At 74.7% G+C, this 395-nt stretch carries 1 protein-coding gene; it reads left to right on the top strand.

Annotated features, from left to right (window positions below; translation table 11 throughout):
• Positions 1–395: chorismate-binding protein (locus FOE67_RS28510; protein WP_182667658.1), on the top strand; the 395-nt coding region annotated here is incomplete at both ends.

Genomic DNA, 395 nt, shown 5'->3' with positions numbered 1-395 from the left:
GCCCCCTCCCCGGCGCAGCCGCTGCCGCCCTCCCGGGTGCCGGAGTTCACCGCCCGTTGGGGCGGGGACGCCTACCGGGACGCGGTGGAGGTCGTCAAGGAACACATCCGTGCCGGGGACGCCTTCCAGGTGGTGCCCTCCCAGCGTTTCGAGACCCCGTGTTCGGCGAGCGCGCTGGACGTCTACCGGGTGCTGCGGGCCACCAACCCCAGCCCCTACATGTACCTGTTGCGGCTCCCCGGGGACGACCCCGACGCCTTCGGGGGCGACACCCCGGTCGCCGACGCCGGCGTGGAGGGTGGGATCCCCGCCGCGCCGGCGGGCGGCTTCGACATCGTCGGCTCCAGCCCCGAGGCCCTGGTCAAGGTGGAGGACGGCCGGGCGATGATGCACCC

The organism is Streptomyces calidiresistens, from assembly GCF_014141525.1.
GTDB lineage: Bacteria > Actinomycetota > Actinomycetes > Streptomycetales > Streptomycetaceae > Streptomyces > Streptomyces calidiresistens.
Note: the sequence above shows the minus strand (reverse complement) of the source record. Positions and strands in the feature narration are given on the sequence as shown.